Source organism: Kocuria rosea (assembly GCF_006094695.1).
Taxonomy (GTDB): Bacteria; Actinomycetota; Actinomycetes; order Actinomycetales; family Micrococcaceae; genus Kocuria; species Kocuria rosea.
In genome coordinates, this window is record NZ_CP035103.1 from 3,097,730 (window position 1) to 3,122,259 (window position 24,530).

The following is a 24,530-nucleotide window of genomic DNA, read 5'->3' on the forward strand; positions in this document are numbered from 1 at the left end:
GCCGGCGGCGCGCTGAGCCCCAGTCTAGGAAGCCGCCGGCCCCCGGTCACGGGGCGGCCGCAGATGACGGGCCCGGGCGCGGGCTCGGAACGCGAAACACCCCGGACCGCGGGTCCGGGGTGTTTCCGACGTCCTGGGACGTCACGAGCGCGGAGACGGGGGGATTTGAACCCCCGGTCGAGTTTAACCCCGACCCTTCATTAGCAGTGAAGTCCATTCGGCCGCTCTGGCACGTCTCCATCCGTGGCCCACCACGCGGGTGGACAACACGGGCCAGCTTAAGGGAGGACCGGGCACGGGGTCAAAGCCGACGGCGTCCGTGCCGCCCGGCGAGCACCGAGCGGTAGAGCCGGTCGAGGTCCGCCCCGATCCGCTCGGACCCGTAGACGGAGCGGATCTCCGCCGCCATGGCCTCCGGGCCCAGCAGGCCGGGATCCGCCACGACGTCGAGCACGGCGCCGCCGAAGGCCTCAGGGGTGCGCTCGGCCACGAGGCGCCCGTTGCCCGGGTGCACGAAGTCACCCTGCCCGCCGAGGGCGCCCATGACCACCGGCCGGCCCGCGGCGAGGGCCTCGGCCGCCGCCACGCAGAACGTCTCGGACCGGCTGGGCAGCAGGAACACGTCGGCGGCGGCCAGGCGCCGCTGCACCTCGTCCGCCCCCACGCTGCCGAGGAGCTGCACGCGCTCCCCCACCCCGAGCCGGCGCGCCCGCTCCCGGACCTCCTGCTCGAGGCCGCCGGAGCCGCACCAGGTGAGGCGGACGTCGTGGCCGGCGGCGCGCAGCCACGCCACGGTGTCCACGGCCAGGAGAGGGTCCTTGATCTCGCGCAGGGCGCCGACCGCGACGAGCTCCAGGGTGTGCCCCCGCGGCGGGTCCGTGACGTGCGCGGCGTGGTCGACCACGTTGCCGATCCGCTCCACCCGCTCGGCCGGCGCGAAGCGGCGCAGCACGTCGCACATCATGGTGCTCACGCCGGTGACACGGTCCGGGACGCGCAGGATCCGGCGGCTCCCGGCGAGGAGCCGCCACACGGGCCCGTTCTGCTCGGGGGTGAGCACGCCGTTCCAGTGCTCCGTGTGCACCCACGGGCGGCGTCCTGCGAGCGGCAGGCAGACGAGCGCCGCCGAGAAGGGCATGGTGTGCAGGACGTCCGCCCCGGTCAGGTGGCGGCGGAGCGCGGCGTACGCCCGCAGCAGCGTGAGCGGGCGCAGGGGGTGGAAGGGCAGCCGGAGCACCGGCACCCCGTCCCACTCCTCCGGGACGGCCGGCCCGGTGCGCAGCAGCCGCAGGTGCAGCACCCGGACGTCGTGGTGGCGGGCGGCGGCGCGCACGTGCCGGGGGACGAACGGCGTCTCCCCGGGGCGCTCCCCCGACGGGTACCAGGTGCTGACGACGAGCACGCGCACGGCGCTCAGCCCCCTACCGCGCCGGTGCGACCGGGGGCGGCGTCGGGCGCGGTGCCGGACGGGGGGCCGGACGCGGTGCCGGGCACTGTGCTGGACGGGGTGGGGGCGGCGATCATGGTGCCACCCTATCGGCGGGGCCACGGCCGGGGCGCTCCGGGCACCGCGCCGGGGCGCGAGTAGACTCGGGCGCGATGACCAGCCAAGCCCCCGGGTCGGCCGCCTGATGTCCCGGCTGCGCTCGATCCTCTTCCCGCCGCCCAACCACGCGAACACCGACAACCCCCTGGGGTCGGCGTTCGCGCTGACCGTGGTGGCCGTGTTCGTCCAGGGGCTGTCCCGCTTCGGCTACAGCGTCCTGGTGGGCAACCTGCTGGGCCAGGAGGCGCTCGCCGAGGTCAACCTGACGATCTCGCTGGCCCTCTTCCTCGTCCTGCTGTGGCCCCAGGCCTCGGGCACGGGGGCCGCCAAGTTCATCGCGATGGCCCGGGGCCGCCAGGACCCCGAGGGGCAGGCGGCGACGGCCTCCTTCACCGCGAGCAGCGCGTCCGCGGGCATGGCGCTGCTGTCCGTCTCGGCGGTGCTCTACGCCGCGTTCGCGCTCGAGCTCTCCTGGGGCTTCGCGCTCTCGGCGGGCCTGCTCGTGCTCTCCCTGTCGGCCTACAACTTCGTGCGCGGCGTCCGCACGGGCAACAACCAGTTCGTGACCACGACGGCGTGGGACACCATCAGCTCGTTCCTCACCCTCACCCTGCTGCTGCTGGTCCTGCTCGCCGGCTGGCACTGGGTCCTGCTGCTGCCCCTGATCCTCGGCTACACGGTCTACGCGCTGCCCTCCTGGCCCCGCCGCACCGGGGCGCGCCTCGACCCGGCGGTGCGCCGGGAGATCCTGGTCTTCACCGCGTGGGGATCGGCCCACCTGCTGGCGGCGAGCGGTCTGATGCAGCTGTCCCTGGTGATCGGCGACAGCTTCGCCACGAAGGCGGAGGTCGGCCTCTACGCCGCCGCGGTGTCCCTGGCCACCCCCGCCAGCATGCTGTCCGGGGCGATGCTCACCGCGCTGTCCCCCAGCGTGGCCCGGATGTACGCCGCCGGGGACACCGCGGGCCTGACCCGGCAGGTGGACACGATCCTGCGGACGATGGTCACGGTGTTCCTGCCGGTCTTCGGCGTGGGCGCCCTGTGGGCGGAGCCGGTGCTCCGGGTGGTCTACTTCGGGGACCCCGAGTTCGCGGAGGCCGAGCCGCTGCTGGTCCTGCTGTTCCTGGCCGTCTCGGCGACCAGCTTCAACGCCGCGAACGCCCGGCTCAACGGCACCGAGCCCTGGGGGGTCAAGGTGCTCGCCGCCGCCAACGGCCTGGGTCTGGTCGTGGGCGTGGTGACGATGCTCCTGCTGGGCCCGGAGCTCGGCATCACCGCCTCCGCGGTGGGCTACCTCGTGGGCTCGCTGCTGAGCGCGGTGCTGCCGCTGCTGGTGGTCTGGCGGCTCGACCGGATGCGGTGGGGCACGGTCCTGCTGCGGATCGTGGCCGGCTACGCGATGATCCTGGTCGCGCTGCAGGTGCTCGGCCCCGACTTCCGGGTGCTGCCGGCGCTCGGGGCGACCGCCGTGTTCCTCGCGGTCTGGGCCGGGCTCAGCGCCCGGGACCTGCGGCCGGCCCTGCGCGCCGCGGGCGCCCGGCTCCGTCGCTGAGCCGGCTCCGGCTCAGCCCGCGGGCAGCGGCCGGGCCCGCTGCCCGAGCTGCTGGTCGAACTGCTCGGCGAAGGCCGGGACCATCGTGACCACGTAGTCGCGGGGCATGTGGTTGTCGTCCATGTAGACCCAGCGGTTGCCGATCCGGGACGAGCACGTGCCGTCGGGGCAGATCCAGTCGCTCATGTCGACGCTGACCAAGTGAGAGACGGTCCGTCACCGTCGAGCGACGATTATGTGCCGGATCGATCCAGTATGAGGATCCGAGACACTCCGACTTTGCTTTCAGCAACGGAGCAGGATTGCACGGTGACGGGTGTCGTCATAGGTGTCGAGCGGTGTGCAGCCGATGGAGACGAAATGCGCCACTACGCCGTCATACCGTCCGCTCCGGTAGTCCACAATCGCCACAGAACCTGACGGCTTCTCATCGAATACCGTGTCGATCGGTCGGCTAACACCCCACAACGTTCCAGATTCGGCCGGCGTGAATTCCAGTAAGGGCTCCCGGGCGACCACTAGCTTCGGGTATGCCAGAGGAATTCCCCGAGCCGATGGGTCCAAGAAGTAGATCGTGTCTGCGGACCCTAGGAAAGTGGCGGCTGCCTGGTAATTGAAACGGAATTTTGCTGCCTCTCCGTGCTGGGCGGCAACAGCCGGCAGGCACGCCAATACCATGACGGTTAGAGCGATGAGCCCAACCGACTGCGGAAGGCGATTCAGCGTCACCGACATCGCGATCAGCACCACAAGAACCGGGCCGGTAAAGGCCAGATAGCGTTCGTCATAGAACTGGCCGCCTGCCATCTGCAGGCCTACCAGGATCGCGACAGGAAAGAGGATCCAGGACAGCAACCAGATCCTGCTGCTCCGTGCCCCTCGTTCCCGCCGACCCACAACGATGATCACGACCGTCAGGGCAAAGAGTGCCCACGACATGACTTTGAGCGTTTCGAACCAGGGCGCCTCGTTGTTGTGCTGCCCCATGAAGAATTGATTCGTCGCCACGCGTCGCATGACGTCAGAAACCGTGTTTCCGATCCAGGAGACCTGTCCCTGCTGAGGGAGCGCGGCGAACACCAAGGGCAGTGTGGCAGCGCCGATCGCTAACGCGGCGGCAAATGTCCGCGCGGCAGCACCACGGTGGAGCCAAAAGGATCTCACCACGTACAGAGGAACGAGCATGGCAGCGTAGAGGACGAAGTAGATGCCGACAGTGTGGGCGACGACGAACGCACCCAGCCAACGGTCGTCCCTGGTGCTCAACCAACGCTCGTAGCACCAGAGGCCCAGCACCACACAGGTCGTCCCGAAGGGATATCCTCGTGCGTCCTGGCCCATCCATGTAAGCCCGGGAAGCACAGCGAAGAGCAACGCAGCGGCCCATCCGGCTCGCACCGCGCGCACACGATCCACCTTGCCCGTGTAGTGCATGGTGAGCTTCACCGTGAAGAACGCACAGGCAGCCAGCACAAGCGCAGATGGCGCGCGGATCGACAGTGCAGAGATACCAAAGACCTGGACCCAGGGCATCATCACCAGGTAATACAATCCGTGCACTGCGTCGACCGCCGAAATGAGCTCCACGTAGGAACCGAATCCACGATCGACCGCGGAGATGGTCGCCGCCTCGTCGAACCACACGGAGGGTCGGGCAATTCCCACTAGGGCCACGACCAAAGTGAGTGCTGCACCGATCAATGCGGGCCGCACAGTGCCGCGGTCAAGCCCCCTGGAGTGGTGTAGCGATCTTTCGTGTAAGGGTCAGGCTGTGAGCGCGGTCAGGGGGTCGGTGGTCACCTCGCTTCCGGTGTCCGCGACGGTGGTGAGCCGGCAGCGGGTGAGGACCTCGAGGCCGAGATAGCGGCGGCCTTCGGCCCACTCGTCGGTCTGCTCGGCCAGCACGGCTCCCACGAGGCGGACGATGGCTTGCCGGTTGGGGAAGATCCCGACCGCGTCGGTCCGGCGCCGGATCTCCCGGTTCAGCCGCTCAGCTGGGTTGTTGGACCAGATCTGGGCCCAGACGTCCTTGGGGAAGTTCGTGAACGCGAGGATGTCCTCACGGGCATCGGCCAGGTATTCAGCCACCGCGGGCAGCTTCTCGGCGACGTAGTCCAGCAACCGGTCGAACTGGGCGTTCACGGCTGTCGCGTCGGGCTGGTCGTAGACGCTGTGGAGCATGGCTTTGACGGCCGGCCACATGGACTTCGGGCAAATCGACATGAGATTGGCCGCGTAGTGGGTGCGGCACCTCTGCCAGGACGCCCCGGGCAGGTTCGCCGCGATCGCGTCCTTGAGCCCGGCGTGGGCGTCACTGGTGACCAGGCGGACCCCGCCCAGGCCGCGGGCCACCAGATCGGCGAAGAACTCGTTCCAGGCCGCCCCGGTCTCGGCCGTGGCCACCCGCATGCCCAGGACCTCACGGTGGCCGTCACCGTTGACCCCGGTGGCCAGGAGCACGACCGCGTTCACCACGCGCCCGCCCTCGCGGACTTTCATCGTCAGTGCGTCGGCGGCGACGAAGGTGAACGGCCCGACGTCCCCGAGGGGCCGGTGGCGGAAGGACTCCACGTGCTCGTCGAGGTCACCGGCCATCCTTGAGACCTGGGACTTCGACAGGGCGTTGATCCCAAGGGTCTTCACCAGCTTGTCCATCCGGCGGGTCGAGACCCCGGCGAGGTAGCAGTCGGCGACCACGGTGATCAGCGCGGACTCGGCCCGCTTGCGGCGCTCCAGCAACCACTCCGGGAAGTAGGTGCCGGCCCGCAGTTTCGGGACGGCTACGTCGATCGTGCCCACGCGGGTGTCGAGGTCGCGGTGGCGGTAGCCGTTGCGCTGGGTTACCCGCTCGGGAGCGGGTCGGCCCCACTCGGCGCCGACCACCGCGTCCGCGTCGGCGGAGAGCAGCGCGTTGATCACCGTCTGCAGCAGGTTGCGCATCAGATCCGGCGAGGCTTCGGACAGGGCTTCACCGAGCAGGCCGGTGGGGTCGACAATGTGAGGAGCGGTCATCGTGATGATGTCCTTTCGAGGGTGCTGTGAGAGGTGAACTCGAAAGATCTCACGGTGGCCGCGCCCTCGTCCGCAACGACGAGCAGGGCCACCGCGCTACACCACTATCGGGGGCTCAACTAGTGCCGCTCGTCGCACATTGTCGGATCGCACGCGTCATCTCCTGACGATCCCATCGACCAGTGGCCTTAGAGTTTCCTGCCCGGCCCACAGACACTCCTGATGACAGCATGTAGTTCTTCACACCCAGCCTTTCGTGACCGCAGAAATTGACCTTGACCCTTCAGCAACAACGCCCACGAGAGGCACGGTCGCGCTCGCGCCATCACCGGACGCGACGCAGCCTCCAGCCCGGAGGACTACTCGGTCCTCGGAGAAGAAATCGCGCGCCCTCGGCCCTTTCCGTCCGTCGTAACGGGGACGACGAGTTTCAGCAGTCATCTTCGGTCGGCTTCCCCGACGGGAGGGTTGCAGGCGACCGCAGATGCACTTCCTGACCCTTACCCGTCTTCGAAGGGGAGGATCACTGCTTCCACCATAGGAGGGTGCCACCACAAATCGCGGAAGCCACCATGAACCGCAGGGGGGCCTCGCGGTGCAGGACCCTGCGCGGGTCCCGGGTGAGCAGGGTGCTGGGCCAGCCGAAGCGGCGACGGGCGTTGTCCACCCGGAGGATGGCCTCCGCCGTCGCCCCCCGCCGGACGACGAGGTCCAGGACCTCCCGGTCCGCGCAGGACAGCACGGCGAGCGCCCGGGGGGCGCGCGACCTGACCAGCTCGAGCAGGCTCCCCACCTGGTGGGCGTCCTCCGCGGACCGCGCCGAAGACCTGGACTCGGAGGATCTTGGCGGCGATCGCCGTCCGCTGCTCCACGGACAGCCCGGCGTACCAGGAGCCGCCGAGCAGGTCGGTCGCCGCGGCGAGGTCGTCCGTCAGGGGCCGGGGCGCGGCACTGATCCGGTCGGCGGCCCCCTCCCGCAGGAGGTAGCCGGCGCCGCGGGGCGCGAGGTCGACCCGCCCGTCGCCGAACCAGGCCCGGGCCACCAGCTCCTGGTCCTCCCCGGTGGCGTACCGGCCGTTGAAGCGGACCCCGCGGTCCACCAGGAGCTCCCGGCGGAGCAGCCCGAAGACGTGGGTCCGGTAGGCGAGCCGGTCCTTGACCGGGTCGAGGTCCGCGCGGCGGAAGGGCCGCGGCACGGGGGTGCGCACCGGCCGGCCGGAGTCCTTGACCAGCCGCGGGAGCACCGCCGCCGAGCCGTGGCGTTCGGCGGTCGCCGTCCAGGCCGCGAGGGCCCCGGGGGCGAGGGTGTCGTCACTGTCCACGAAGGACACGTACCGGGCGCGGGAGCGCTCCAGGGCGAGGTTGCGGGGCCCGGCCGGGTTGCCGGTGCCGTCGAAGCACTCCAGCAGCTCGACGAGCGGACGGTGCTCCGCCGCGAGGCGGTCGCGGATCAGTGCCGCCTCGACGTTGTGGCACACCACCGTGATGTGCACCCCGCCGTGGTCGCCGACCGGGAGCCCCCCGGCCAGCACGGAGCCGACGGCCCGGTCCACGGGCCGGGCGGTGGTGTGCACCGGGATGATGACGTCGACGAGCGGCGTGGGGGCAGAGGACACGCAGGCCAGCGTACAAGACCGCGCCGGGGCGGCCCGCCCGGCGCGGTCCGCGGCTCAGCCCTGGGAGGCCAGGACGAACGGCAGCACGGGCCCGGAGCCGGCCCGGCGCAGCGCGCGGGCGGCCACGGCGAGCGTCCAGCGGCTGTCCACGAGGTCGTCGACCAGCAGCACCGGGCGCCCCCCGAGCCGGTCCAGCCCCTCCGCGAGCTCGGGGGGCACCCGGAACTTCTCCCACAGGGCCGCGAGGCGGTACGCGCTGTTGCCGCCGTGCCCGCCGGACGGGAAGCCCTCGGGGACCTCCAGCTCACCCAGATAGGGCAGGTGCCCGACCTCGGCCATGCCCTCCGCCAGGGAGCGCACGAGCCGGGGGCGCGAGCGGGACGGGATCGAGACGACGGCCGCGGGCCGGTCCGACCAGCCCCACTCGGCGAGCACCTGGACGCACGCCCGGCCGAGGGCGGGGTCCACCGGTCCGTCGACCGGCGCGCCCTCCTCGTCGGTGCGGAACACCTCGCGCAGCCGGTTGCCCCAGCCGAGGTCCGTGAGCCGGGCGAGTGCCCGGCCCTCGGCGCAGCGCTCCTCCTCGGGGATCCGGCCCTTGACCTCGACCCCGAGGCGCGGCATCCCGGTGGGCCACTGGGCGCGCGGCTCCACCACGACGCCCACGCGGGTCAGGGCGGCGCCCGCGGAGTCGGTGGCGGACTCGTCGACGGTCGTGGGGTACCAGGGGCCGGCGCAGCTGTCGCAGCGCCCGCAGGGCTCGGCCGTGGCGTCGTCGAGCTGCCGGGCGAGGAACTCCATGCGGCACCCGGTGGTGCGCTCGTACTCGAGCATGGCGTTCTGCTCGGCCACCCGTGCCGCGGCGATCCGGCCGTAGCGCTCGGCGTCGTAGCGCCACGGCACGCCCGTGCTCTGCCAGCCACCTTGCACGCGCTCCACCGCGCCCTCGACGGCGAGCACCTTCAGGAGCAGCTCGAGCGGGCTGCGCCGGACGTCCACGCGGGACTCCAGCACGGCCACGGACAGGGCGCCGCCCGCGGCCCCCAGCTCGTCCAGGACGGCGGCGGCCTTCTGCTCGGTGGGCATCGACGAGGTGGCGAAGTACTCCCAGATCCGGCGGTCCTCGGTGCCCGGCAGCAGCAGGACGTCCGCGTTGTCCGTGGCGCGGCCCGCACGGCCCACCTGCTGGTAGTAGGCCACGGGCGAGGACGGCGCCCCCAGGTGCACCACGAAGCCGAGGTCCGGCTTGTCGAAGCCCATGCCGAGCGCGGAGGTGGCCACGAGGGCCTTGACCCTGTTCTCCTTGAGGGCGGCCTCGAGCTCCTCACGCTCGCCCTGGTCGGTGCGCCCGGTGTAGGCGCGCACGGGGATCCCGGCGTCGGCGAGCGCCTGGGCCGTGTCCTCGGCGGCCCCCACGGTCAGCGCGTAGATGATCCCGCTGCCCGGGAGGGACCCGACGTGCTCGAGCAGCCAGGCTAGGCGGGCCGTGGCCGAGGGCAGGTCCAGCACGCCGAGGCGCAGGGACGCCCGGGAGAGCGGGCCGCGGAGGGTGAAGACCTCCCCCGTGCTGCTGCCGCCGGGCCGCACGCCCAGCTGCTCCTCGACGTCGGCGACCACGCGCTCGTTCGCGGTGGCGGTCGTGGCCAGGACGGGGACCTGCTCCGGGAGCCGGGCGATGAGGTCGCGGATGCGCCGGTAGTCGGGGCGGAAGTCGTGGCCCCAGTCGGAGATGCAGTGCGCCTCGTCCACCACGAGCAGCCCGAGCCGGGCGACCAGCTGCGGCAGCTGCTGCTCGCGGAACACGGGGTTGTTGAGCCGCTCCGGGGAGACCAGCAGGACGTCGAGCTCGTCGGCCTCCAGCTGCGCGGCGATCTGCCCCCACTCGGTGGCGTTGGCGGAGTTGATGGCCGCCGCCCGGACCCCCGCGCGGGCGGCGGCGGAGACCTGGTCCCGCATGAGGGCCAGCAGCGGGGAGACGATCAGGGTGGGCCCGCGGCCCCGGGCCCGCAGGAGCAGGGCGGAGAGGAAGTAGACCGCGGACTTGCCCCAGCCGGTCCGCTGCACCACCAGGGCCCGCCGGCCGCGCCCCACGAGGGCCTCGACCGCCTCGAACTGCCCGGGGTGGAAGGCGGCGTCCGGCCGGCCGGTGAGCGCGCGCAGCAGGTGGAGCGCGTCCTCGTGCAGGGCCGGGTCCGGCGCGGTGTCGTGGGCGGCGATGTCGTGGGCCGGGGAAGTCGTCATGGCCCCAGTCTTCCAGGGCCCCCCGACGCCGCCCGACCGGAGGGCGGGGCGTGCAGTGGCGACGGGGCCCGGACAGAGCGATGCGCCCGCTGCCCATCCGTCGAACGGATGGCCCCCGCAGCGGGCGCATCGACCGGCCTGACGGCCGGTGGCGAGCAGAGACTCGCCTGGCGGGAGTACCGCCCCCCAGCGGTGCTCCCATTCGGTTCACCCCCCGATGAACCGGTTGCACCGGCACCCCCCGATGCCTGCGTGCACGCGGCCCATCCCCCGATGAACCGCAGTCGATCCGCCCCCCGGCGGATCGGTTGGTTCCGCCCCATCGGGTGAACCAATTGCCACCATGGTGGCAGGGTTTCTGTGACCTGTCACGGCCCGTGAAGTCACATTCGATCCGGGGGACATCCAGACAGATTCATCTATTTGCACTAGTCAACAGAGGGTTCTGTGGCGGCTTTTCGCTACCGGTGGGTATTCGGGGGCGGCGGGCGTGGCACGAAGTGGGGACATCCGGGGCCCTCGGCGTCCCCCGTTGGGCGCACGCAGGGCGCCGTGCGCGGCGTCACATTGCGGGCGCTCAGCCGCGCAGCCCCGGGAAGTCGGCCTCCGTGTACTCGACGCCGTACCCGTCGGCCCCGGGCGTCGCGGGGCCGGAGCGGTCCGCGGCCTCCTCCCGCTCGCGCAGCACCACCCGGCGGATCTTGCCGGAGATGGTCTTGGGCAGGTCCGTGAACTCCACCCGGCGCACCCGCTTGTAGGGGGCGAGGTTCTCCCGGGCGAAGCGCAGGATCTCCCCGGCGAGCTCCCGGGTGGGCTCCGCGCCGGCGGCGAGCACCAGGTAGGCCTTCGGCACCGCGTGCCGGACCGGGTCCGGCGCCGGGACCACGGCGGCCTCGGCCACCGCGGGGTGCTCGATGAGCACGGACTCCAGCTCGAACGGGGAGATCCGGTAGTCGGAGGCCTTGAACACGTCGTCGGTGCGGCCCACGTACGTGTAGACGCCGTGCTCGTCGCGGCGGGCGATGTCGCGCGTGTGGTACCAGCCGTCCTTGACGACCTCGGCCGTGCGCTCGGGCTCGTCGATGTAGCCGGCCATGATCCCGGGCGGGTCGTCGTCGACCCTCAGGCAGATCTCCCCCTCCTCGGCGGGTGCGCCCGTCTGCGGGTCGAAGAGGTCGACGACGAAGCCCGGCAGGGGCCGGCCCATGGCCCCCGGCACCACCGGCTGCCCGGGGGTGTTGGCGATCTGCAGCGTGGTCTCCGTCTGCCCGTAGCCGTCCCGGATGGTCACGCCCCAGGCGTCCTGCACCCGGCGGATCACCTCGGGGTTGAGCGGCTCGCCGGCGGAGACGGCGGACGTCGGCGGGTCCTGCACGCGGTGCAGGTCCGCCTGGATGAGCATCCGCCACACCGTGGGCGGCGCGCAGAAGCTCGTCACCCCGGCCCGGCCCATCTGCTCCAGGAGACCCGCCGCGTCGAAGCGGGACTGGTTGTGGACGAACACGGTGGCCTCCGCGATCCACGGGGCGAAGAAGTTGGACCACGAGTGCTTGCCCCACCCCGGCGAGGCGATGTTCAGGTGGACGTCCCCGGGGCGCAGGCCCATCCAGTAGACCGTGGACAGGTGCCCGAAGGAGTAGGAGGCGTGGGTGTGCTCCACGAGCTTGGCCTGGGACGTGGTGCCGGAGGTGAAGTACAGCAGCAGGGGGTCGCGGGAGCGCGTGACGCCCTCCGGGACGAAGACGGCGTCCGCGTCCGCGGCCTGCTCGTACGGGTGCACGGGACGGCCGGGCAGCTGTGCGCGCGCCGCCTCCACCTCCGCGGCGGCACCGACGACGACGAGCTCGTAGTCGCCGTCGACGCCCGCGAACTTGGGGGCGTTGGCGGCGTCCGTGACGACCCACGAGACCTTGCCGCGCTGCACCCGGTCCAGCAGGTCGGCCGGCGGCATCATCACGGCGGTCGGGATCAGGGGCGCGCCCAGCTTCATGCCGGCGAGCTGGGTCTCCCACAGCTCGAGCTGGTTGCCGAGCATGAGCAGCACGCGGTCGCCGCGCCGCACCCCCAGGCCCCGCAGCCAGTTCGCGGTGCGCGCCGAGGACCCGGCGAGCTCCCGGAAGGTCCGCCGGAGCTCCGTGCCGTCCTCCTCGACGATCCACAGCGCGTCCCGGGCCCCGCGCTCCGGGTCCCGGGCGACGTGGTCGAACCAGTCCAGGGCGTAGTTGAAGTGCTCCATCCGGGGCCAGCGGAACTCCTCGCGGGCCCGGTCGTAGTCCTCGCGCAGCGCCAGGACGCGGTCCCGTGCCGCCTCGTACTGCTCGGAGACGCCGGGGGCGGCGTCGGACGTCGCACTGGTGGGGACCGGCTCGGCCATCGGGGACCTCCATGGTTGTCGCTGCGGGCCGGACGGAACCGTCCGGCGGGCCATCCCGTGCAGTCTAGTGCGGCGCCCCTCCCCCGTCCCGGGGGCGGGCCCGGTGCCGGCTCTGGAAGGATGGGGGCCGCACCCCCGCCCGGAAGGAGCCCGTCCCGCCATGCTGTCCCCGGCACCCGACGTCCCGGTCCGCGCCGGCGCCCGCGAGTGGGCCGCCCTCGTGGTCCTGATGCTGCCGGTGCTGCTGATCTCGGTGGACAACACGGTGCTGAACTTCGCGCTGCCGGAGATCTCCCGCGAGCTGCGCCCCACCGGCACGCAGCTGCTGTGGATGGTGGACGCCTATCCGCTGGTGCTCGCCGGGCTGCTCGTGCCCATGGGCGCCCTCGGGGACCGGGTGGGCCGCCGCCGGCTGCTGCTCGTGGGGAGCACGGGCTTCGCGGCGGTGTCCGCGCTCGCCGCGTTCGCCCCGACCGGGGAGGCCCTCGTCGCCGCGCGGGCGCTGCTGGGACTCTTCGGCTCGATGCTGATGCCCGCGACCCTGTCCCTGCTGCGCAACATCTTCCACGACCCGACGCAGCGGCGGGCGGCCATCGCGGTGTGGGCCACGGGCTTCTCGGCGGGCGGGATCCTGGGGCCGGTCGTGGGCGGGTTCCTGCTCCAGCACTTCTGGTGGGGCTCCGTGTTCCTCCTGGCGGTCCCGGTGCTGCTGCCGCTGCTGGTCCTGGCGCCGGTGCTGGTGCCGGAGTCCCGCAACCCGGCGCCGGGCCCGGTGGACGTGCCCAGCGCCGCGCTGATCATGACCGCCATGGTGGCGCTGGTCCACGGCATCAAGGACCTCGGCGGCCACGGCCCGTCCGCCGGCGTGCTGGCGGCCGCGGTGCTGGCCGTGACCGCCGGGACGCTGTTCGTGCGCCGCCAGCTGCGCAGCCCGGTGCCGATGCTGGACCTGCGGCTGTTCCGCCACGCCCCGTTCACCGGCGGGCTGCTGAACAACCTGGTGGCCTCGACCACCTTCATCGGCTTCCTGTTCTTCGTCTCCCAGTACCTGCAGCTGGTGGAGGGCCTGCCGCCCCTGGAGGCGGGCCTGGCCCTGCTGCCGGGGGCCGTGGTCACGATCGTCTCGGGGCTGCTGGTGGTGCACGTGGTCGGCGTCGTGCCCCCCGCGCTCGTGCTCGGCGGCGGGCTGCTGGTCATGGCCTCGGGCTTCCTGCTCGTCCTGCTCGGGGACCTCTCCGGCGGGGCCGTGCTCGTGGTGGCCCTCGTGGTCATCGGGCTGGGCTCCGGCGCGGCTCAGACGATCGCGGGGGACCTGATTCTCACCGAGGTGGCCTCCGAGCAGGCCGGCGCCGCCTCCGCGATCTCGGAGACCGCCTACGAGCTGGGGGCCGGGCTGGGCGTGGCCGTCCTGGGCACGGCCGTGACCGCGACCTACGCCGCCCGGGTGGAGGTCCCGCCGGGCCTGGACCCCGGGCAGGCCGCCACCGCGTCCGAGACCGTCGGCGGGGCGGTCGACGTCGCCGCGGCCCTCGGCCCGGACGCGTCCGGGGAGCTGCTGGCCTCGTCCGTGGCGGCCTTCGAGGCCGGCGTGCACCTGTCGGCCGGGATCGGCGCGGCCCTGCTGGCCGGGACCGCCGTGGCCGTGAGCCTGCTGCTGCGCCGGGTCCCGCGGCTCCGGCGCCGGTAGCGGACCCGCTCAGTCGGCCGAGCGCAGCCTGACGTGCTGCTCCACCCGGGCGAGGTCCCGGGGGTGGGGTGCGCCCTCGCGGAAGCGGGCGAGCAGGACGTCGACGTGCTCGCGCGCCTGCCGCCGCACGGACGGGTGGACGCTGGCCGCCTCGATCCGGGCGGCGAGGTCCACGAGGGCCAGCAGGACGCTGACGTGCCCGGTGGCGTGCGGGCCGATCTGGTCGAACGGCATGTCCACGATCTCCTCGACCCCCACCGTCCCGTAGCGCAGCCGGTGCACGCCGTCGACCACCACCGTGTTCCCCGGCAGCGGGCGGGCCACGGCGGCGACGATCCCGGACGCGACCTCCTCGACGGCGTTGACCGCGGTGTAGGGGTCGTTGGTGCTCGGGGAGAGGGCGCGCACGGCGAGCTCCACGACCTGCTGCTCCGCGAAGCGGACGTCCTGGAGCGCCGAGCGCGAGTCGCCCACCCGCACGCAGCGCCGCAGCCGGTCCGCCAGCTCCCCGGCCCGGTGCGCGGGCCACACCCGGACCAGCGGCTCCTCCGCCAGGACGTGGTCGCCCACCCGCGGCACGAGCTCGAGGACGACGTCACCGGCCGCGGCGTGGTCCCGGAGCCGCTCGTAGTCGACGCCGACGACGTAGCCCACGCTGCCCGCACGGACCTCTCCCCCGCCGCTGCGGCGCCCCGCGGTCCGGACCAGCTCCTCCGGCGTCTCCTCCGGGTGCCACCGCTCGATCACGTCCAGCAGGCGCCGGCGCGCGCCGTGGACGAGGGTGTCCACCTGCACGGAGTCCGCGATGTGGTGGATGAAGTAGACGATCAGGGCGACGTCCGCGACCGCCAGCAGCACGCCGAGGTTGACCGCCAGGTGCGGGACGAACGGCTGGGCGAGGTCGTCGGAGGCCGAGCGGATCGTGCGCAGGACCAGCAGCGCGTAGATGAAGGTGGACACGAGCACGCCCAGCACCACCTGGTTGCCGCGGTCCGCCATGAAGTTGCGCACCAGCCGGGGCCCGTACGTGGAGCTGGCCGTGGCGATCACCGAGATGGTGATGGAGAAGGCGGTGGCGGCCACGCCCAGCATCGATCCGCCGATCGCGGAGAGCATCGACCGGGACCCGTCGATGCCGACGGCGTAGACCCACGCGATCCACGGGGAGTCCAGGTCCTCGGGCAGCCACCGGTCGACGGCCACCACGGACTGGGCCAGGACGACGGCGGCGAGAACGCACACGGCGGGCACGAACCAGAACCTGTCGAACACCCGGCGCCACGAGCCGGAGAGCTTGTCCATGCGCCCACCCTAGACCTGCCCCTCCCGGCGGTGGCGGTAGGCTGGGCGCCCGGACCCGCGCACCCGCGGACGCGCCACCTCCCTGACGCCCCACCTGACCGCCCTCGAGGAGACCTCCCCATGCTCAACGCTTCGCGACCGCGCCGACGGAACAGGACCGGCCGTGCGCTGCGGGCCGGCGCGGCCCCGGCCCTGGTCCTGGCCCTGGCGGCGCTGACCGGGTGCGGCTCGGACTACCCCCTCGGCGAGGAGCAGCGCCGCGCCGCGGAAGAGGGCGGCTCGGACCTGTCCGGGATCCTCACCGGGGTGGGCTCCTCGGCGCAGAACGCCGCCATGCTGACGTGGCGGAGCGGCTTCGAGTCGATGCACCCGGACGCGCAGGTGCAGTACCTCTCCGCGGGTTCCGGGGCGGGGCGCAGCGCGCTCGTGGGGGGCGGCACCGACTTCGCCGGCTCGGACGCCTACCTGGACGAGGAGGAGCAGGCCGAGGTCCGGGACTTCTGCGGCCCCGGTGGCGCCCTGAACATCCCCGTCTACATCTCCCCGATCAGCGTGGCCTTCAACCTCCCCGGCATCCAGGAGCTCGACCTCGACGCCGCGACCATCGCGGGCATCTTCCGCCACGAGATCACCCGGTGGGACGACCCGGCCATCGCCGCCCAGAACTCCGGCGTGGAGCTGCCCGACCTGCCGATCACGCCCATCGCCCGCGCGGACGACTCGGGGACGACCGAGAACTTCACCGACTACCTGCACTCGGTGGTCCCCGAGGTGTGGACGGACGAGGAGGACGGCGGCTGGCCGGCGGGGCTGCCCACGGAGCGCTCCCAGGGCAACGCCGGGGTGGTGAGCCTCACGGCCGAGACCGAGGGCGCCGTCACCTACGCGGACGACTCGCTCGTGGACGACTCCCTCGGCAAGGCCCGGGTGAAGGTGGGCTCCGAGTACGTGGCCGTGTCCGGCGAGGCGGCCGGCACCGCGGTCGGCGAGGCCTCCCGGGTGGAGGGCACCGGCCGGCACGACATCGCCCTCGAGCTGGACCGCGAGCCGGACGCGCCCGGGGCCTATCCGGTGGTCCTCGTCTCCTACCACATCTACTGCAGCAGCTACGGGGACCCGGAGGTCCTCGAGCTGGCCAAGGAGTTCGGGCACTACGTGGTCAGCGAGGAGGGCCAGCAGGCCTCCTCGGAGGCCGTCAAGAGCGCCCCGCTGCCGGAGAACCTGACCGCCGAGGCGCAGGCCGCCCTCGACTCGATCACCCTCCGCTGACCGGCCGGGACGGGAGCACGGACGTGGGCGAGGTCCTCGACGTCGCCGTGGTGGGCGCCGGGCAGGCCGGACTGGCCGTGGGCTACCACCTCCGGCGCACCGGCCTGTCCTTCGCGCTCCTCGACGAGCAGGAGGCGCCGGGCGGGGCGTGGCGGCACGTCTGGCCGTCGCTGCGGCTGTTCTCCCCCGCCGCGTACTCGTCCCTGCCCGGGCACCCGATGCCGGACACGGCCGGGGCGGCCCCGGACGCCGCGCACGTGGTCGACTACCTGTCCCGGTACGAGGAGCGCTACGGGCTGCCCGTCCGGCGACCGGTCCGGGTGCGGGCCGTGCACCGTGACGGGGCGGGGTTCCGCCTGGTGACGGACGACGGCGAGCTGCGGGCGCGCGCCGTCGTGAGCGCCACCGGCACGTGGTCGCAGCCGTTCCGTCCTGCCCTCCCCGGGCAGCGGGAGTACCGCGGCGAGCAGGTGCACAGCGCCCACTACGAGGGGCCGGCGCGGTACCGCGGCCGCCGCGTGCTCGTGGTCGGCGGGGCGAACTCGGGGGCGCAGATCGCCGCCGAGCTCGCCGAGGTGTGCGAGCTGACGTGGTGCACCAACGCCCCGCCCCGCTACCTCCCCGACGAGGTCGACGGGCGCGAGCTGTTCCGCGTGGCCACGCTGCGCGCCCAGGCCCTCGCCGCGGGCCGGCCGGATCCCGGCGGGGTGGCGAGCCTCGGCGACGTGGTGGCCGTTCCCTCCGTGCGCCGCGCCCGCGACGCCGGGGTGCTCGACCCCCGGCCGATGTTCACGCGCTTCACCGCGCACGGCGTGGTCATGACGGACGGCCGGGAGCAGCCCGTGGACGCCGTCGTGTGGTGCACCGGGTTCCGCCCGGCCCTCCGGCACCTGCGGCCCCTGCACCTGCGGGAGGACGACGGGCGGATCCGCACCGAGGGAACGGCCTCCACCCGGGTGCCCGGCCTGTACCTCGTGGGGTACGGGGACTGGACGGGCCCGGGATCGGCAACCCTCGTCGGTGTCGGCCGCTCGGCGCGGGACACGGTCGCGGCGGTGCGGAAGCGGCTCGCCGGCGGCTGGGACCAGCGCGCGGCCGCCCCCTAGACCGGGTCGTCGGGTCCGAGGTCCTCCGGTCGCCGGTCGCGCCGGACGAAGCGGACCACCCGGACGGCGATCACCCCGGCCCAGAGCAGCAGCAGCACGAACACGAAGGCGCTGAACACCCCGTCCTCCGAGGACCAGGTGAGCAGCTGGCCCGCGAGCAGCAGCACCGCGGTCGCGGAGAGCAGGATCAGCGCGGTGCGCTCGCTGCTTCGCTCGGACATGGCGGCTCCTGCCGGTCGGCGTCCTGGTCCCCGGATCCTCGCACATCCCGGACGGGTGCGTCCTGCGGGGCTCCGGTCCGGGAACGTCATCCGCCGCCCTTCCCCCGACACGGCGGGCCGTCGGGCTACCGTGGAGAGGTCCCCGACAGAGAGGCTCCCCCGATGCGCCGCACCCTTCCCGCCGTGGCCCTGCTCGCGCTGACGCTGACCGGGTGCGACGACCGGCCGGAGGAGGTGGCGAGCACCCCCGGCGCCTCCCCCACCTCCTTCAGTCCTCCTCCCCCGGTCACCGCCACGCCGACCCCGACGCCCGACGGCCTGCCCACGGATCCGGGCACCGGGTCCGCGGCTCCGGCCCCGGACCCGCCCGGCCCCGAGTCGGTCCCCACCCCCTCCGAGCAGCTCGACGGGCCGTAGCACGGCCCGGGCGGGAGGACGCCGGCGTCCGGCCGGACAAAAGTGCAGGGGATGCCGACGGATGTCCACACCTCGATCCCTCGGCGACACGCGCGGGCCACGGGTCCCCCCGGGCTCTCACATGCATAAACATGGGCATACCCCCTCTCCCTGGAAGGTTCCCCCATGTACGAGAACACCGCTCTCGTTCCCCGCCCCCGCTGGGCCACCCATCAGGAGCTGACCGACCCCGAGACGGTCACCAACTCGCGGGAGCTGCCCGCCCGGTCCCTCGCCGGCCCGTCGGCGGTCGCGCTCCTGGAGACCTGGGAGGTCATCACCACCGCGGACGGCTCCTACGCCCACCGTGACGGGCTCGTCCTGCACATCGGCCACGAGGCGTGGACCGTGGAGCAGGCCAGGGCCCTGCACGACCGCATCGGCGAGGCCCTCGCACTGCTCGACCGGTAGCACCACCGGCGCCGCCGGGCGCCCCCCGCGCACCGGGTCGCCCGCCGCGGGGGAGCAGAGAACCCCACCGGCCCCGGGCGCACCGGGAGCGATGGGGTTCTGTCGCGGGTGGGCCCCGTGGGGCTCGAACCCACGACCCATGGATTAAAAGTCCACTGCTCTACCAGCTGAGCTAGAGGCCCGTGCTCCACCGGCGAGCGCGGGGCGGCCGGTCCGGAGCGGGCACCACTCTACCGCACGGTCCCCCCGGGAGCCGGACGCCTAGAGTGGTGGGCAGTCCCGTGCCACCCATGCCGATTCGACCGGAGGACCGACCGTGCCGCACCCGAGCACCGAGGAAGAAGCACGCACGGAGACGGAGCTCTTCGGTCCGTCGGCCGTCACCGAGTACCTCGAGCAGGTGGTGGAGCAGCTGCGGGACGTCCGCGGCGGCGAGCCCAGCTCCTCCATCCCCGCCCTGGCCCAGGCCGACACCGAGCGCTTCGGCGTCGTCATCGCCACCGCGGACGGCCACGTGTACGAGGCCGGCAGCACCCGGGACGAGTTCAGCATCCAGTCGATCTCCAAGGCGTTCACCTACGCGCTCGCCGTGTCCGACCTCGGGGCGGAGGCGGTGCACGCGAAGATGGACGTGGAGCCGAGCGGGGACGCCTACAACGAGATCTCCCTCCAGCCCGGCACGGGACGCCCCGCCAACCCGATGATCAACGCCGGTGCGATCGCCTCCACGTGGCTCGTCCCCGACAGCGACCGCGACCTGCGCCGGGACCGGATCCGCGAGGCCTACTCGCGGTGCGCGGGCCGGGACCTGGCGATCAGTCCCGAGGTCCTCGCCCAGGAGCACGCCGCCGGGGACCGCAACCGCGCCCTCGGCTACCTCCTGGCCTCCGCCGGGATCATCGAGGGGGACCCGACCCAGGCCCTCGAGGACTACTTCGCCCAGTGCTCGGTGCTGATCACGTGCCGCGACCTCGCCCTGATGGGCGCGACCCTCGCCAACGGCGGCACCAACCCGCTGACCGGGGACGAGGTCTTCGACGTCGACACGGTCTCCCGGGTGCTGTCCGTGATGAGCTCCTGCGGCATGTACGACGACGCCGGCGAGTGGATGGTCCGGGTGGGCCTGCCCGCGAAGTCAGGGGTGGGCGGCGGCATCATCGCCGTCCTGCCCGGGGAGCTGGCCGTGGCGACCTTCTCCCCTGCGCTGGACCGGCACGGCAACAGCGTGCGCGGGGTGCTCGCCTGCGAGCGGCTCTCCCAGGACCTCGACCTGCACTTCACCCACACCGCCCGCGTGGCCCGCTCCACGGTGCGCGCCAGCTACCCGATCGACCAGTCCCCCTCCCTGGTCCGCCGCAACGCCGAGGCCGAGGCGGTGCTGGCCGACCACGGCAAGGACGCCGTCGTCGTGGAGCTCCAGGGCGACCTGCTGTTCACGGGCACGGAGACCGCGATCCGCACCGTCCGCGACGTCGCCTACGAGGCCTCGTACGTGGTGGTGGACATGCGCCGGGTGGACGTGATCGCGGAGTACGCGATGCCGCTCCTGGCCAAGACCCGGGCCGAGCTGCAGGCGGCGGGCCGCACCGTGGTGGCGGTGGCCACGGACCCGGGCTTCGCCGGCTCCTTCGGGGGCGAACCGCCGCTCGAGGTGTTCCCCAGCCGGGCCGCGGCCATCAAGTGGGTCGAGGACCGGCTGCTCGAGGAGCACGGCGGCCCGGAGTGCACCCCGTCCCGGGTGAAGCCCGTGGAGTCCGAGCTGTTCTCCCGGCTGGACCCCGAGGACGCCCGGGACCTCCGCGCCCGGACCGTCGAGCGGACGTGGGCGGCCGGGGAGAACATCCTGCGCACGGGGCAGAACTTCGCCGGCATCCACCTCATCGTCAGCGGCAGCGTGTCGATGTCCCTGCGCACGCCCACCGGCGAGCGGATCGAGCTGCAGGTCCTCGGCCCGGGGATGAGCTTCGGGGAGCTGGCCCTCGGCACCGGGAACAAGCAGCACGCGACCCTGAGCGCCGTCACCGACGTCACCGCGCGGGTGCTGCTCCCGCAGGCGCTCGCGGAGCTCGAGCAGGAGGAGCCCGCCCTGGGGCTGCGGCTGTGGAAGGCGCTGGCCCGGGACGGCTTCGAGCAGACCGACCAGCAGTGGCGGGACGCGGCGGTGCACGCCTCGACCAGCGACTGGTGAGCGCTCCGTGGCCCGCCGCGGGCCACGGCCGTACGCTGGACGCATGAGCGACGCGCCCCGCCACCACAAGCCGGTGAAGTTCTCCCCGGAGCAGTTCGAAGCGCACGAGGGCGGCCCCGACCCGGCCCGCGTGTCCGAGGCGGCCCACCTCGCCGCCCACGCCCTGGTCTCCCGCGGGCGCGCCAGCGACGATCCCGAGATCAGCCGGCGGCTCATCGAGCTGACCGACGAGCAGGGCCTGGAGGGGATCGCCGAGATGTGGGCCGAGGCCCCGGCGGTGTCCCTGCCCGGGGCCCTCTGGCGGCTCTACGCCCTGCGGGCGGGGGTGCGCAAGGACCCGGTGCGGATGGGCCGCTACTTCACGGCGGGACGGGGCACCGCGCAGGTCTCGCACGTGGTGGCCGGCGTCGCGGAGCCCCCCGGGGCGGACGAGATCACCTCGATGGCGGACGCGATCCTCTCCGGCGCGTTCAACGGGGAGTTCGACGTCGCCCTGGACCGGTTCGCGGCCTTCTGCCGCGTGATCGCCCTCGGCCGGATCCGGCTGGCGGACACCGGGCAGATGCCGGTCGTGGACCCGGACGCGGCCCGGGCGCCGAGCACCGTGGCCCTCACCCAGCGGCTCGAGCGGACCGCGGAGGAGCTCGAGGCCGCGGCGCACCAGTGGCGCCGCGGCCACCTCGACTGAGCCCCGCCGTCCGGGCGTGCGGAGGTCCCGCCGTGCGGGAGCCCACAGCCGCAGGACTTGGCCCCACGAGCACGTCGACTACCATGGAACCCAGGTGCCGGGCCGCGGCAGCCCCGGGCTCCATCACATAGCCGCCACGAGCGGCCTTCCGCCGAGAGGCGCTCCCGGTCCGGCACCGCCCCCTCCTCCTTCCGGGACCACGGGCCGCCCCCGGGCCGCCCGGCGGCCCCATGTACAGTGGGATCCGCCGTGCTCCGCGGCGCAGGTCACGACGCCCAGGACGGTCAACACATGGCGCTTCGCATCTTCCCGGAGGACGAGCTGGTCCTGGACCTGCTGGCCGACATGTCGGGACAGGTGACGGAGACCGTGCGGCTCCTGTCCGAGCTGATGGGCTCCCCCGAGACGGACACCGCGACCCTCGACGCGATCCGCGAGTGCGAGGCCCGCTCCACCGACCTGTACTTCTCCGTGATGACCACGGTGCGCTCCACGTTCGTGATCCCCATCCCCCGGCAGGACGTCTACATCCTGGGCCACTGGCTCAACAAGGCCGCGGAGGAGCTGCTGGCGGTCGCGGAGGCGCACGTCGCCTACGCCCTCAGCCGGCCGCCCTCCTACGCCACGGACCAGCTCGGGGTGATCGAGCGGATGTCCGAGCTGACCACCCGGGCGATGCGCGACCTCGGCAGCCTCCAGGGCCTGGACGACTACTGGTACGAGATGCTCCGGCTGGGCAAGCAGTCCGAGCGCATCTACCAGCTGCACATGGGCCACCTGCTCGAGAACCACAAGGCGATCCCCGCGATGCGGCGCGAGCGCGCCGTCCGGCGCTTCGCCGGGGCCGCCCGGGCCCTGGTGCGGGTCTCGACCGAGGTGGGCCGCATCGTCGTGGCGGAGTCCTGAGCCCGTGCTGACGGCCCTGACCGTCCTCGGGATCGCCCTGGCCGTGACCCACACCGTCGTCAACGGTTTCCACGACGCCCCCAACGCCCTCGCCCTGCCGGTGCGCTTCCGCGCGCTCACGCCCCGGGTGGGCCTGGTGTTCACCGCCCTCGTCAACGTCGCCGGCGTGTGGGCCGCCGCGTACCTGCTCGCGGACTGGGTCATCACGGGCGTCCCCGTGCCGCACAGCGTGGTGGGCTCCGCGACGATCGTCTGCGCCCTGGTGACCACGATCGGCTGGAACCTGCTCACGTGGCGGTGGGGCATGCCCAGCTCCTCGACCACGGCACTGGCCGGCGGGCTGCTCGGCGCCCTGCTGGGCGCCCGCGCCGTGGGGCTCCCGGCGGTGGACCCGCTCACGGCCACGGCCTTCTACCAGGTCGTCGTGCCCCTGGTGCTGGCGCCGCTGGTCGCCTACGCCGCGGCCTGGGTGCTCGTGGTCCCCCTGCTGCACCTGCTGCGGCACTCGGAGCCGGACGCCACCACGTTCCGCTCCCGGCTCGTCCTGGCCATCGGGGCGGCGGCCGTCTCCTTCGGGCACGGCATCCACCACGGCCGCCGAGCCGTCTGGGTCCTCGCCACGCTGCTGCTGTGCGCCGGCCTCCAGGACCCGCTGGCGGGCGGGGCCGGCCCCTGGCTGTTCCTGCTCGTGGCGACCGGACTGGCCGTGGGCACCCTGTTCGGGGCCTGGCGGATCGCCTACACCCTGTCCTCCCGGATGATCACGATCGACCCGTTCCGCGGCGCGGTGGCCCAGGGCGTGGCCGGGTCCCTGCTGTTCCTGGGCGGGACGCTGATCCCCGTGCCGATGTCCACGTCCCAGACCACGGCCGCCGCGATCCTGGGCGCGGGACGGCAGCAGCGCTTCCACACGGTCAACGTCCGGGTGGTGCGGCGGGTCCTGCTGGTGTGGGTCCTCACCGTCCCGGCCTGCGGCGTGCTCTCCGGGACGCTCCTGCTCGCCCTCTCACCGCTGCTCTAGACGCCGCGGCGGCGCCGCCGCGGGCCCCGGGCCGCCGGCCCCGGAGCATTGCCTGCCGGGGCGGACGCACCGACGACGACGGGCGCCGGTCGCCTCCGCGGAGGTGACCGGCGCCCGTCGTCGTCGGTGCCGGGGCGGCTCAGCCGAAGCGGCCGGAGACGTAGTCCTCCGTCTGCTTCTCCCGGGGGTTGCTGAAGATCTCGGAGGTGGGGCCGTACTCGATGAGCTTGCCCGGCTTGCCGGTGCCCTGGATGTTGAAGAACGCGGTCCGGTCCGAGATCCGCGCGGCCTGCTGCATGTTGTGGGTCACGATCACCACGGTGTAGTCCTGCTTGAGCTCGTTGATCAGGTCCTCGATCGCGAGCGTGGAGATCGGGTCCAGGGCGGAGGCCGGCTCGTCCATGAGGATCACGTCCGGCTTGACCGCGATCGCCCGGGCGATGCACAGGCGCTGCTGCTGGCCGCCGGAGAGGCTCGAGCCGGGCTTGTCGAGGCGGTCCTTGACCTCGTTCCACAGGTTGGCGCCCTGCAGGGAGCTCTCCACGAGCGCGTCGGCGTCACCGCGCGAGATCCGCTTGCTGTTGAGCTTCACGCCCGCGAGCACGTTGTCGCGGATGGACATGGTGGGGAACGGGTTGGGGCGCTGGAAGACCATCCCGATCATGGAGCGCACCACCACGGGGTCCACGCCGGGGCCGTAGAGGTCCTCCCCGTCGAGGAGCACCTGGCCCTCGGCGCGGGCGCCGGGAATGACCTCGTGCATGCGGTTGAGGGTGCGCAGGAAGGTCGACTTGCCGCAGCCGGACGGGCCGATGAACGCGGTCACCGACCGGGCGTCGATCCCCATGCCGACGTCCTCGACGGCCAGGAAGTCGCCGTAGTAGACATTGAGGTGGTCGACGTCGATTCGCTTGGACATGTGTGTTCCTTGCTT

Annotated in this window: 20 protein-coding genes and 2 tRNA genes; 10 read left to right on the forward strand and 12 right to left on the reverse strand. The window is 73.0% G+C overall.

Translation table 11 applies throughout. From position 1 onward, the window contains the following. Positions 1 to 150: 150 nt before the first annotated feature. Together EQG70_RS14120 and EQG70_RS14125 are read right to left on the reverse strand one after the other, a co-directional pair. Positions 151 to 239: transfer RNA gene (locus EQG70_RS14120), tRNA-Ser, on the reverse strand. Between the two features lie 62 nt (positions 240 to 301). Then, entirely contained in the window at positions 302 to 1,402 is a 1,101-nt protein-coding gene (locus tag EQG70_RS14125; RefSeq protein WP_241975672.1) for a glycosyltransferase, read from the reverse strand. Between the two features lie 229 nt (positions 1,403 to 1,631). Between EQG70_RS14125 and EQG70_RS14130 the strand changes: the two genes are divergently transcribed. Then, on the forward strand, positions 1,632 to 3,098 hold the full coding sequence (locus EQG70_RS14130) for a lipopolysaccharide biosynthesis protein (RefSeq protein WP_017831995.1): 1,467 nt from the start codon (positions 1,632 to 1,634) through the stop codon (positions 3,096 to 3,098). 12 nt (positions 3,099 to 3,110) lie between these two features. Here EQG70_RS14130 and EQG70_RS18190 read toward each other — a convergent pair whose 3' ends face one another. From EQG70_RS18190 to EQG70_RS14155, 6 genes are all read right to left on the reverse strand, one after another. Further along, complete coding sequence (locus EQG70_RS18190) at positions 3,111 to 3,284, reverse strand: hypothetical protein (RefSeq protein WP_170122266.1); 174 nt, start codon at positions 3,282 to 3,284, stop codon at positions 3,111 to 3,113. A gap of 99 nt (positions 3,285 to 3,383) precedes the next feature. Continuing rightward, positions 3,384 to 4,742, reverse strand: coding sequence for a glycosyltransferase family 39 protein (locus tag EQG70_RS14135; protein WP_109269403.1), 1,359 nt, complete (start codon positions 4,740 to 4,742; stop codon positions 3,384 to 3,386). Positions 4,743 to 4,862: 120 nt separating this feature from the next. Beyond that, complete coding sequence (locus tag EQG70_RS14140; RefSeq protein WP_109223276.1) at positions 4,863 to 6,110, reverse strand: IS256 family transposase; 1,248 nt, start codon at positions 6,108 to 6,110, stop codon at positions 4,863 to 4,865. A 500-nt stretch (positions 6,111 to 6,610) separates the two neighbouring features. Continuing rightward, positions 6,611 to 7,726 (reverse strand): glycosyltransferase family 2 protein, encoded by a 1,116-nt coding sequence (locus EQG70_RS14145; RefSeq protein WP_109268645.1) that lies wholly within the window; start codon positions 7,724 to 7,726, stop codon positions 6,611 to 6,613. A gap of 54 nt (positions 7,727 to 7,780) precedes the next feature. Next, positions 7,781 to 9,967, reverse strand: coding sequence for a RecQ family ATP-dependent DNA helicase (locus EQG70_RS14150; RefSeq protein WP_109268644.1), 2,187 nt, complete (start codon positions 9,965 to 9,967; stop codon positions 7,781 to 7,783). Positions 9,968 to 10,544: 577 nt separating this feature from the next. Continuing rightward, complete coding sequence (locus EQG70_RS14155; protein WP_109268643.1) at positions 10,545 to 12,341, reverse strand: AMP-binding protein; 1,797 nt, start codon at positions 12,339 to 12,341, stop codon at positions 10,545 to 10,547. Positions 12,342 to 12,501: 160 nt separating this feature from the next. Between EQG70_RS14155 and EQG70_RS14160 the strand changes: the two genes are divergently transcribed. After that, entirely contained in the window at positions 12,502 to 14,028 is a 1,527-nt protein-coding gene (locus EQG70_RS14160) for an MFS transporter (RefSeq protein WP_109268642.1), read from the forward strand. A gap of 9 nt (positions 14,029 to 14,037) precedes the next feature. Here the strand turns inward: EQG70_RS14160 and EQG70_RS14165 are convergent, their stop codons facing one another. Then, on the reverse strand, positions 14,038 to 15,330 hold the full coding sequence (locus EQG70_RS14165; RefSeq protein ID WP_052132874.1) for a DUF2254 domain-containing protein: 1,293 nt from the start codon (positions 15,328 to 15,330) through the stop codon (positions 14,038 to 14,040). A gap of 120 nt (positions 15,331 to 15,450) precedes the next feature. Between EQG70_RS14165 and pstS the strand changes: the two genes are divergently transcribed. Next, a complete protein-coding gene (pstS, locus tag EQG70_RS14170) occupies positions 15,451 to 16,599 on the forward strand; it encodes a phosphate ABC transporter substrate-binding protein PstS (protein WP_052132873.1) in 1,149 nt (382 codons plus the stop codon). 23 nt (positions 16,600 to 16,622) lie between these two features. Then, complete coding sequence (locus EQG70_RS14175; protein WP_109243846.1) at positions 16,623 to 17,705, forward strand: ArsO family NAD(P)H-dependent flavin-containing monooxygenase; 1,083 nt, start codon at positions 16,623 to 16,625, stop codon at positions 17,703 to 17,705. Here EQG70_RS14175 and EQG70_RS14180 read toward each other — a convergent pair. Next, on the reverse strand, positions 17,702 to 17,926 hold the full coding sequence (locus EQG70_RS14180) for a hypothetical protein (RefSeq protein ID WP_017832004.1): 225 nt from the start codon (positions 17,924 to 17,926) through the stop codon (positions 17,702 to 17,704). The genes EQG70_RS14175 and EQG70_RS14180 overlap by 4 nt on opposite strands. Before the next feature lie 162 nt (positions 17,927 to 18,088). Between EQG70_RS14180 and EQG70_RS14185 the strand changes: the two genes are divergently transcribed. Next, positions 18,089 to 18,343: a hypothetical protein gene (locus EQG70_RS14185; protein WP_035926085.1), complete on the forward strand. Its 255-nt coding sequence runs from the start codon at positions 18,089 to 18,091 to the stop codon at positions 18,341 to 18,343. 165 nt (positions 18,344 to 18,508) lie between these two features. Next, positions 18,509 to 18,793, forward strand: coding sequence for a hypothetical protein (locus EQG70_RS14190; protein ID WP_035926082.1), 285 nt, complete (start codon positions 18,509 to 18,511; stop codon positions 18,791 to 18,793). A gap of 109 nt (positions 18,794 to 18,902) precedes the next feature. Here the strand turns inward: EQG70_RS14190 and EQG70_RS14195 are convergent. After that, positions 18,903 to 18,975: transfer RNA gene (locus EQG70_RS14195), tRNA-Lys, on the reverse strand. Between the two features lie 134 nt (positions 18,976 to 19,109). Between EQG70_RS14195 and glsA the strand changes: the two genes are divergently transcribed. The 4 genes from glsA to EQG70_RS14215 all read left to right on the forward strand — a co-directional run bounded on the left by glsA (position 19,110) and on the right by EQG70_RS14215 (position 23,596). Then, positions 19,110 to 20,981: a glutaminase A gene (gene glsA, locus EQG70_RS14200; protein ID WP_017832007.1), complete on the forward strand. Its 1,872-nt coding sequence runs from the start codon at positions 19,110 to 19,112 to the stop codon at positions 20,979 to 20,981. Positions 20,982 to 21,024: 43 nt separating this feature from the next. Beyond that, positions 21,025 to 21,669, forward strand: a complete 645-nt coding sequence (locus EQG70_RS14205) for a hypothetical protein (protein WP_017832008.1) — start codon at positions 21,025 to 21,027, stop codon at positions 21,667 to 21,669. A gap of 291 nt (positions 21,670 to 21,960) precedes the next feature. After that, positions 21,961 to 22,575: a DUF47 domain-containing protein gene (locus EQG70_RS14210; protein WP_095650880.1), complete on the forward strand. Its 615-nt coding sequence runs from the start codon at positions 21,961 to 21,963 to the stop codon at positions 22,573 to 22,575. 4 nt (positions 22,576 to 22,579) lie between these two features. Next, on the forward strand, positions 22,580 to 23,596 hold the full coding sequence (locus EQG70_RS14215; RefSeq protein ID WP_035926070.1) for an inorganic phosphate transporter: 1,017 nt from the start codon (positions 22,580 to 22,582) through the stop codon (positions 23,594 to 23,596). Positions 23,597 to 23,735: 139 nt separating this feature from the next. Here EQG70_RS14215 and pstB read toward each other — a convergent pair whose 3' ends face one another. Continuing rightward, positions 23,736 to 24,515, reverse strand: coding sequence for a phosphate ABC transporter ATP-binding protein PstB (pstB, locus tag EQG70_RS14220; protein ID WP_095650878.1), 780 nt, complete (start codon positions 24,513 to 24,515; stop codon positions 23,736 to 23,738). Positions 24,516 to 24,530: the final 15 nt, after the last annotated feature.